Source organism: Cryobacterium mannosilyticum, from assembly GCF_004402705.1.
In the GTDB taxonomy this organism is placed as follows: domain Bacteria; phylum Actinomycetota; class Actinomycetes; order Actinomycetales; family Microbacteriaceae; genus Cryobacterium; species Cryobacterium mannosilyticum.
This window is the reverse complement of the sequence record NZ_SOFM01000012.1, coordinates 1-9,000: the sequence shown is the minus strand read 5'-3', so window position 1 is coordinate 9,000 and position 9,000 is coordinate 1. Positions and strand designations below refer to the sequence as shown.

Here is a 9,000-nt window from a genome sequence, read left to right as displayed (position 1 = left end):
CGGGCGGGGCGGAGCGGGCGGGGCGGGCGGGCGGGGCGGCGCGGCGCGGGGCCGCCCGGCGGGCTCTGAGCTCGGCCCGAGGAACCTCTTGGGCGTGCCGATGCGACGAGCGCGCCATTTGCGCCGTTGCGCGCCACGCACACCTGGAGCGAAGCGGCGGAAGTGGCGCGGTCGCGCCCGAGCATCTACGCGGGCGTCACCCAGGCGCCGGACTGGAGGGTCGCGGTGACCTGGAGGCCGGCGTCGAGCACGATCAGGTCGGCCCGGTTGCCCGGCGCCAGGCGGCCCCGGTCGGCGAGGCCGATCATGTCGGCGGGGTTCTGGGTGGCGGCGCGCACCGCGACCTCGACGGGCACGCCCGCGGTGTGCACGGCGAAGCGCACGGCCTCGCTCAGGGTGAGCACGCTGCCGGCGATGGTGCCGTCGGCCAGCCGCGCCTGCCCGTCGGAGACGCTCACGTCGAGGGCGCCGAGCTTGTACTCGCCCTCGTCCGCGCCGGCGGCGGCCATGGCATCCGTCACGAAGACGGGTCGCGACGGGCTCTCGATGATGAAGCGCACGATGGCCGGGTGCAAGTGGACCCCGTCAGCGATGAGCTCGGCGAAGACCGCCGGGTCCTCGAGCAGGGCGAGCGCCGGCCCGGGCTCGCGGTGGTGGATCTGCCGCATCGCATTGAAGACGTGCGTGCCGGCCGTGGCACCCGCGGCGATCGCCTGCCGGGTCATGTCGTAGTTCGCGTCGGTGTGGCCGATCGCGGCCACGGCGCCGAAGCCCACGATCTGGCGCACGGCGGCGAGGCCGCCCTCCAGCTCCGGCGCGATTGTCACCATCCGCACGGTGCCGCGGCCGGCCCGCATGATCCGGTCGATGCTCTCGGGGTCGGGTGTGCGCAGCAGGGCCTCGTCGTGGGCGCCGCGGTGGGCCGGGCTCAGCCACGGCCCCTCCAGGTGGATGCCGGCCAGCAGCCCCTGCTCGACCAGCCCCGCCAGGGCCGCCACGGTGCGCTCGAACTCATCGAGCGGGGCCGTGACCAGGCTGGCCATCAGCGTCGTGGTGCCGTGGGCACGGTGGGTGGCGGCGATCTGCGCGGCCGCGACGGCGGAGTCCGCGTCGTTGAAGCTGCTGCCGCCCCCGCCGTGGGTGTGGATGTCGACGTAACCGGCGGCCAGGGTGCTCTCCGGAAAGCTGAAGTCCGGCTTCCGCGGCGGCTCCCCCGCGCCGCAGCCGACGATCCGGCCGGCACGGATGTCCACCCAGCCGGGCGAGAAGACGGCGTCGGGGGCGATCACGGTTCCGCCCGCGATGAGCATCGGCGTCGCGAGCGTCGGCGTCGCGAGCGTCGGCGTCGGCGCCGCCAGCGTCGGCGTCGTGAGCATCGGCGCCGCGAGCACCGGCACGGCCGGCGCCGGAACCGCCGAGTCCTGACCGGCGACGGCCGGGGTGCCGGAACGCTCGGCCGGCACAAGGTCGGCCGGAGGTGAAGTGAGCGGGGTCATGACGGTTGCTCCAAGGATTCAGACGCGGGGTTCAGACGGGACGGGAGGTGACGGAACGAGAATCATCAGACCGGAAGCGGGGCGGCGCGGTCTAGATTCCCGGCCAGGGCTTGTGCGCCCAGGCGTACCGGTAGTAGTCGAGGTTCTCGAGCTTCGAGGCGGCGGCCTCGTCCACGATCACGGTCACGTGCGGGTGCAGCTGGATGACCGAGCCCGGCTTGCTCGAGGTGACCGGTCCCTCCACGGCAGCGGCGATGGCATCCGCCTTCTCGGCCCCGAAGGCCAGCAGGATGAGGTGCCGCGCCCGGAGGATGGTGCCGAGCCCCTGCGTCATGCAGTGGATGGGCACGTCGTCGATCGAGGGGAAGAAGCGGGCGTTGTCCATGCGCGTCTTCTCGGTCAGGGTCTTGATGCGGGTGAGGGAGGCGAACGACGAGCCGGGCTCGTTGAAGCCGACGTGCCCGGTGCGGCCGATGCCGAGGATCTGCACGTCGACGCCGCCGGCGGCGACGATGGCAGCCTCGTAGTCGAGTCCCGCCGTGCGGATGGTGGCCGGGTCGCCATTAGGCACCCGAATGTTCGCGGGGTTGAGGCCGAGCGGCACGACCGCGTCGCGGGTGATCACCGATCGGTAGCTCTCGGGGTGGTCGGCGGGCAGGCCCACATATTCGTCGAGGGCGAAGCCGCGCACCTGGGAGACGTCGATCGGGTCGGCCGTGAGGGACGCGGCCAGGGCGGCGTAGACCGAGAGCGGCGTCGAGCCGGTCGCGAGGCCGAGCACGGCATCCGGCTTCTGCAGGATCAGTGAACGAATGGATGCTGCCGCGAGCGTTCCCGCCGCGGCCTCACTGTCAACAAAAACTACTTCGGCCATCGTGTACTCCAATTCGAATTGCGGGTGTTGCGGGTGTTGCCGGTGGCACAGGTGGTGCCGGTCGTGCGGGTGGTGCCGGTGTTGCGGGTGGTGCGGGCGGCACGGGTGGTGCCGGTGGTGCGGGCGGAACCGTGGTGCTGCCTGCCGGGGGTCGCGAACGGGCTGCTCGCGACCCCCGGCCGGCGTTCCGGGTGTTGCCGGTCCGGCCCGCCGTGCGGACCGGACCAGGTGCCGATCTAGACGGTCGTCCCCGTGGCATCCGCAGCTGCGGGGTCCTGGATCTCATCGTCGCCGCGGCCGGGGGTCTTCAGATTCCACCTGCGGATGACGAAGCGGAAGAGGAAGTAGTAGATCGCCGCGTAGGCCAGCCCGATCGGGATGAGCAGGAGCGGCTTCTCGGCGAGCCCGAAGTTGAGCACGTAGTCGAGCGTTCCGGCGCTGAAACTGAACCCGTCGCGGATGCCCAGGGCGTTGACCAGGGCGAGCGAGGAACCGGTGAGCAGCGCGTGGATGACGAAGAGCGGGAACGCCACGAACATGAAGGAGAATTCGAGCGGCTCGGTGACGCCGGTGAGCATCGCGGTGAGGGCACCGGAGAGCATGATGCCGCCGACGATCTTCTTCTGCGACGGCTTGGCCTCGTGCCAGATCGCCAGCGCACCGGCGGGGAGGGCGAACATCATGATCGGGAAGAACCCGGTCATGAAGGAGCCGGCGGTGGGGTCGCCCGCGAAGAACCGGCTGAGGTCGCCGGTGGCGCCGTTGTAGTCGCCGATGACGAACCAGACCACGGAGTTGAGGATGTGGTGCAGGCCCACCGGGATGAGCAGCCGGTTGGTCGTGCCGTAGAGGAAGCCGCCCCAGATGTTGTTCGAGGTGACGACCTCACCGAAGCCGGTCAGGCCGTTCGCGAACGCCGGGTAGACGAAGCTGAGCAGAACGCCGAGGATCAGCGCCACGACGGCGGTGATGATCGGCACGAACCGGCGCCCGCCGAAGAAGGCGAGATAGCTGGGCAATGAGATCCGGTGGTATTTCTGCCAGAGCAACGCGGAGACGATACCCATCAGGATGCCGCCGAGCACGCTGTAGTTGACGAGCTCCTGGGTGTCGCCCTTGGCCGGCAGCCCCAGGACCAGCGGCGACATCGCCTCGCCGACCTTGGAGAAGACGAGGTAACCGACCACGGCTGCCAGGGCGGTCGATCCGTCGGCCTTCTTGGCGAAGCCAATCGCGACACCGACCGCGAAGAGCAGCGGGAGAGCCCCGAAGAGCGCGCCGCCGGCCGACGCGATGACGGCGCCGCCGGTCTCGAAGCCGGGGATCCCGCCGAGCAGGTCAGGCTGGCCGAGTCTCAGGAGCAGGCCGGCGGCGGGGAGTGCGGCGATCGGGAGCATAAGGCTGCGGCCGACTCGTTGAGCCTGGCCGAGGCCGGGAAACTTTCGTTTCGTGCCCGCGTCTGCGGTGATGCTGGACATTGATTTCCTCCTGGTGATGGGTTGGGGTTCTGGGGTGGATCAGGGCTGGTGTTGCAGATTGAGGGTCATGTGCACCTGGTAGCGGTCGCCGCGGTACCACGAGGTGACGTACTCGACGGATGCCGAGCCTGCCGAGGACGTGCGGCGGAACACCATCAGGGGCGCGCCTTCGGTGACGCCGAGGAGGTCGGCGGCGCCGGCATCCGCCGTCTCGGCCCACACGGTCTGTTCCGCGTTGTCGATCCGGAGCCCGTATTCGGTGGCGAAGGTCGCGTAGAGCGACCGCGTCAGGTCCTTGCTCTCGAGGTCGGGCAGCAGTTCGGCCTTGTAGTAGCCGCGCTCGAATGCCATCGGGATGCCGCCGGCGAGCCGGAGCCGGTCGATCTCGTAGACCTGGGCGTTCGCGCCGAGGCCGAGCGCGGCCCGCACCTCGAGCGGGGCGTCGACCAGGGCGAACGAGCTCACGATCGTCGCGGGGATGAGTCCGCGCCGGCGCATGTCCTCGGTGAACGACGCGAGGTGCAGGTCGGTCTGCACGCGCTCGCCGGCCACGAAGGTGCCCTTGCCCTGCACCCCGTAGAGGCGGCCCTCTTCGACGAGCTGGCGGATCGCCTCGCGTACCGTGGAGCGGCTCACGCCGTACTGGCTCATCAGCTTGCGCTCGGCGGGGATGGCCGCATGGGGAGCCAGGGTGTTCTCGATCCGCTCGAGCAGGATCGCCCGCAACTGCGCATGCTTGGGCACGGGGCCCGCCTCGAGGGCCGGGATCTCGTCCTGGATCTTCGTCATCGTGTCACCTTCACGTCGTTGGTCGATCTCCAGCATAGGACCACTTTCGGTTTGTGGTCCGTACTGGTACGATCCAATAGTTCGATGATGAAGCCGCGGCCCCCTGCTTGTCAAGCCCCACTGCCGCCCGGGTTCTCGGAGAGCACTAGAATCCGGACCAGCAGCACCCACCACAGGAGGAAGACACTATGAGCAGCAAAGCGGAACAGATCCTTGCCGGCCTCGGCGGATCAGGCAACATCGTCGAGATCGAGGCCTGCATCACCCGGCTCCGCACCGAGGTCACCGACCCCGCCCTCGTGAACGAGGCGGCACTGAAAGCGGCCGGCGCCCACGGCGTGTTCCGGTCGGGCACGATCATCCAGGTCATCGTCGGCCCCGAGGCCGACAACCTCGCCGAAGACATCGAGGACATTCTGTGAGCTCGCCCTCACCCGTGGTCGTGCTCGCGCCCGTTCCGGGCCGGGCGGTCGCCATCGACGAGGTGCCCGACCCCACCTTCGCGCAGTCGATCGTGGGCCCAGGCGCGGCGATCGACCCGCCGCGCGGCGTCGTCGACGCGATCGCGCCGATCAGCGGCAAGCTGCTCAAAGTATTCCCGCACGCGTATGTGATCCTCTCCCCCGACGGGCTCGGCGTGCTCGTGCACCTCGGCATCGACACCGTGCAGCTGCACGGCGAGGGATTCACCCTGCGCGCGGCCCAGGGCGACACCGTGACGGCGGGCGACGTGATCGTCAGCTACGACGTGGTCGCGATCGAGGCGACCGGTCGCAACCCGATCGTTCCGGTGATCATCCTCGAGCGCACCGCCGCGAACATCACGCTGGCGGATGCCGTCACCGCCGGCGCGCAGCTCGCCGCCGGCGACGAGTTCATCACCGTCAACAGCTGACGGCCGGGTCGAGCTTGCGCTGGCAGGCCCGCACCCGCCATCGTTGACTAGCAGCCCCACCACAATCGGCGAGAACCGATCTCGCGAGCACCACCAGGAGGAACCATGTCCGAACGCACCGCCACCATCGCGAGCCGTGTCGGCCTGCACGCCCGACCCGCCTCGATCTTCGCGGCGGCCGTCGGCGAACTGTCGATCGAGGTCACGATCGGCCTCGAGAGCGACCCGGCCGAGGACGCGATGGATGCCTCGAGCATCCTGAGCCTGATGAGCCTCGGCGCCGCCAACGGTGACGTCGTCGTTCTCCGGGCCGAGGGCGAGGGTGCCGACGAGGCTCTCGAGGCCCTCGTCCTGATCCTCGAGACGGACCACGACGCCGCGTAACTCCTAGCCCGACACCACCCCGCGCGGCCCCGCATGAGGTGGTGCATGGGGCCCCGCATGAGGCCCCGGCGCCGCGTGGCCCGCGGCGCCGCCCGGTCAGGCCGCGTCAGCCTATGCTCGCCAACCCGATCATGGCGGCCGAGAGGGCCGGCGCGGCCAGCAGCAGACCCCCGACGAGGGCCGCTATCCCGGTCAACTTCCAGATGGTGCGCCGCAGCAAAGCCGTGCGCACTTCCGCGTCCAGCGCCTGGAAGAGGTCCTGGGCGTTCGGGGTGGCTGAGAACAGCGGCGCCGGCCAGGTGTCCGGGTTGTCGATGACGGCTCGGAGGTCGGCCAGTTCGGCCGGGCCGAGCACGACCGGCCGGGTCATCAGCCAGCGGCGCAGCGCGGGCCCGGTCACGACGGCGACCCGCTCCGGCTTCTTCGTGATCGTGAGCGACTTCGCATTGACGACGGCGACGACGGGGTGCGCGGCGGCGAGGCGCGGCATCCGTTCGCGCAGTAGTTTCGTGACCCGGTCGGCCTCGTATTCGGCGTTGCGGATGTGCGGCGCCTTGTAGCCCGACACCATCAGGGTCTGCCCGGCAACCCAGACGCCCTTGCCGGTGTGGTTCTTCGTGTTGATCGTGAAGACCCCGCCGGGCCCGATCACGAGGTGGTCGATGTCCGCGCCCTTCTTGCCAATTGGGAGGGAGTGGAAGACGCTCCAACTGGGGGGCAGCGTGGCGAGCATGGCCGCGACGTCGATTTCACCCTTCGCGCCGAGGTACCAGCTGACGCTCTCGGCGGCGAGCGGGGAGTAGCCGAACACGCGGCCGACCACGCTTCGCGTCGGAGACTCGGCCTGTTGGCGCAGCAGCAGGTCGATGACCGCGTGCGCGGCGGGCTGCTCGCCCATCGTCCGTCCCCCGACCGCCGGAACCTCGACCGTCGGAACCTCGACCGTTGGAACCTCGACCGCTGACGGCTGGTTCCCCGTCGATGGTCGAGTTGTCGGTGCCTGGATTGTCATGGATCCCCCCGGATCGAGCTGTGCGGATGTGTCGGTGCGGCATCCGTTTTCGGCTGCCGCGGATGGTCAGGCGTCGGCGGTCACGATCTGGTCGCGGCCTCGGTGCTTGGCGCCGTAGAGGGCCACATCGGCCCGTTCCAGCCAGTGCGAGACCCGCTCGGCCGGTTGGAGGGCGGCCAGGCCGACGCTGACCGTGCAGGTCAGGCCGACGGCCACGACGCCCCAGGTGTAGTCGCGCACCGAGGCGAGCAGCCGATCGCAGGCCAGAACGGCCTGGTCGAGTTCGGTGTTGCCGAAAACGAGCAGGAACTCCTCGCCGCCGACCCGCACCGCGAGGTCGCTCTCCCGGGTGACGGCGCGCAGCATCTCGGCCATCGTGCTGAGCACCAGGTCGCCGATGGCATGGCCGTATTCGTCGTTGACGAGCTTGAAATTGTCGAAGTCGATCATGGCCGCGCACAGGGGCTGGGACAGGTCGCGGGCGCGGTCCATCAGCAGGGGCAGTTCCCGGTCGAGCGCGCGCCGGTTCGGCAGTCGGGTGAGCGGGTCGGTGTGCGCCTGGTCGTCCAGTTCCTCGGCCCTGACCCGCTGCACCTCGGTCTCGAGTTGCGACCGCTCAGCCTCGTGGCGTGCCTGTTCCACCTCGAGGGTGTTGATCAGCAGCTGGGACTGGAGTCCGGCCGTTTGGGTCGTTCGCTTCAGGGTCAGGCCATGGAGTTTCTCGAAGTGGTGCAGGGCTTCCGCGAAACGCCCGCGTTGCTTGTGCATCTCGTACAGTGCCTGGTGCAGCCTGATCTGCAATTGCGGGTCTTCGTCGATCGACGGGTCGGCGAGCTGGGCATCCATCATCGCGGTGGCCTCGTCGAGGTTGCCCTCGGCCCGCACCACCTCGGCCAGTTGGGCGTCCACGTTGACCTCGAGAGTGCGGAAACCGTTCACGCGCGCCAGGTCCTTGCAGCGGCGGGCCTTCTCCCTGGCCTCGTCGTGCTCGTTCAGTTCGATCAGGATGCTGACCAGGTTGGTCAGAGCGATGGTCTCGAAGAAGCTGTGCCCTCGGGCGTGGGCCATGGCCACGGCCTCGCGAGTGAGGGCCAAGCCCTCCTGCAGCGCCTGCGACGGGTCGCAGTCGTTCTCTCGCTGGGCGCGCGCTGCCTCGAGGCAGCTGTCGGCCAGGTTGTTCACGGCGACGAAGCGTGCCTCGGTGTCGCCCAGGGTCCTGGACAGTGCCAGCGCCTGGCGCCCCAGTTCAACGCCGCGCACGCTGTCACCCATCGCGCCGTGCACCGTCGACGCCCGGGTCAGTGCCCAGAACTCCGCCAGTTGGCTGCCGCAGGCCCGTGCCGCCTCCAGCGCGGGAACCGCGTGGCTGAGGGCCTGCTCGGTGAGGCCGGTGTCGGTGTACGCCAGAGCGAGGGTGCAGTGCACCTTCGACTGCTGCAGCAGGTCGCCGCTGGCCGTCGAGTATTCGAGGGCCAACAGGCCGTTCTGAACGGATGCCTGGTAGTCGCCCAGCCGCAGCCGGTGCAACGCGAGCATCTCGCGGGCATGCGCCTGCTGCACCGGAATGATGCCCGGGGTGGCGAGGGCTTTCTCGGCCGCGACTGCACCGTCGAGGTGGCGTCCGGCCGCGGAGAGTCGTTCGCTCGCGTCGAGGAGGACCTCGATCGTCGTCTGTGTCATCGGGTCCTGCGACGGTTTGCGCCGTTCGGAGACTGCCTGGTTCGAGTTCATTTCTCAGTCCCCCCGACTGCTCGTGCCTCATTCTGAACCTAGCAGCGTTGTCGCTGATGCAGGCCGATTTTCGGTGGGCTCTGAGCCCCCACTTCTGGAGTCAAGTCGGACTTTTCACGGGCACCCGTTCGGGGTGCGAGGGGCGGGTTCTCGCACGCGCTCGGGCGCTCAGGGGTGCGGTTTCCAGAGCTGCGCGCGGAGCCGGTTGCTCGCGGCTCAGGTTTGGGAAGCCGGCGCACCCAGGAGAGCCTGTTGATTATTGGAGGCTGGCGATCCGAGGCCAGCGCTCAGTCCCATGTCGGATGTCGATGGGCTGGTGTCGGCGCGGGCGATCGGGCGCT

9 protein-coding genes and 1 pseudogene are annotated in these 9,000 nt (G+C 69.6%); 4 read left to right on the top strand and 6 right to left on the bottom strand.

The genetic code is table 11. The annotated features are described in order from the left end of the window. Positions 1 to 185: 185 nt before the first annotated feature. A complete protein-coding gene (nagA, locus tag E3O32_RS05580) occupies positions 186 to 1,496 on the bottom strand; it encodes an N-acetylglucosamine-6-phosphate deacetylase (RefSeq protein WP_241974603.1) in 1,311 nt (436 codons plus the stop codon). A gap of 91 nt (positions 1,497 to 1,587) precedes the next feature. Beyond that, the gene (locus E3O32_RS05575; protein WP_134507542.1) at positions 1,588 to 2,370 is read right to left on the bottom strand and encodes a glucosamine-6-phosphate deaminase; all 783 of its coding nucleotides are present in this window, start codon (positions 2,368 to 2,370) and stop codon (positions 1,588 to 1,590) included. Between the two features lie 42 nt (positions 2,371 to 2,412). Here E3O32_RS05575 and E3O32_RS05570 point away from each other — a divergent pair, with 42 nt between their 5' ends. Then, positions 2,413 to 2,610, top strand: a complete 198-nt coding sequence (locus E3O32_RS05570; protein WP_134507541.1) for a hypothetical protein — start codon at positions 2,413 to 2,415, stop codon at positions 2,608 to 2,610. Here E3O32_RS05570 and E3O32_RS05565 read toward each other — a convergent pair. Further along, a complete protein-coding gene (locus E3O32_RS05565) occupies positions 2,607 to 3,848 on the bottom strand; it encodes a PTS transporter subunit EIIC (RefSeq protein WP_134507540.1) in 1,242 nt (413 codons plus the stop codon). The two genes, E3O32_RS05570 and E3O32_RS05565, sit on opposite strands and share 4 nt — an antisense overlap. Before the next feature lie 39 nt (positions 3,849 to 3,887). Then, the gene (locus tag E3O32_RS05560; RefSeq protein WP_134507539.1) at positions 3,888 to 4,637 is read right to left on the bottom strand and encodes a GntR family transcriptional regulator; all 750 of its coding nucleotides are present in this window, start codon (positions 4,635 to 4,637) and stop codon (positions 3,888 to 3,890) included. Positions 4,638 to 4,822: 185 nt separating this feature from the next. Between E3O32_RS05560 and E3O32_RS05555 the strand changes: the two are divergent. From E3O32_RS05555 to E3O32_RS05545, 3 genes and pseudogenes are all read left to right on the top strand, one after another. Then, a pseudogene (locus E3O32_RS05555) lies at positions 4,823 to 5,059 on the top strand (PTS sugar transporter subunit IIB); the annotation flags it as partial. Beyond that, a complete protein-coding gene (locus E3O32_RS05550; protein ID WP_241974601.1) occupies positions 5,056 to 5,532 on the top strand; it encodes a PTS sugar transporter subunit IIA in 477 nt (158 codons plus the stop codon). The pseudogene E3O32_RS05555 and the gene E3O32_RS05550, both read left to right, overlap by 4 nt. A gap of 105 nt (positions 5,533 to 5,637) precedes the next feature. Beyond that, entirely contained in the window at positions 5,638 to 5,916 is a 279-nt protein-coding gene (locus E3O32_RS05545; protein ID WP_134507537.1) for an HPr family phosphocarrier protein, read from the top strand. Positions 5,917 to 6,022: 106 nt separating this feature from the next. Here the strand turns inward: E3O32_RS05545 and E3O32_RS05540 are convergent, their stop codons facing one another. Both E3O32_RS05540 and E3O32_RS05535 read right to left on the bottom strand, forming a co-directional pair. Beyond that, a complete protein-coding gene (locus tag E3O32_RS05540) occupies positions 6,023 to 6,814 on the bottom strand; it encodes a nuclease-related domain-containing protein (protein WP_166790787.1) in 792 nt (263 codons plus the stop codon). Between the two features lie 180 nt (positions 6,815 to 6,994). Then, entirely contained in the window at positions 6,995 to 8,659 is a 1,665-nt protein-coding gene (locus tag E3O32_RS05535; protein WP_134507535.1) for a GGDEF domain-containing protein, read from the bottom strand. Positions 8,660 to 9,000 lie beyond the last annotated feature (341 nt).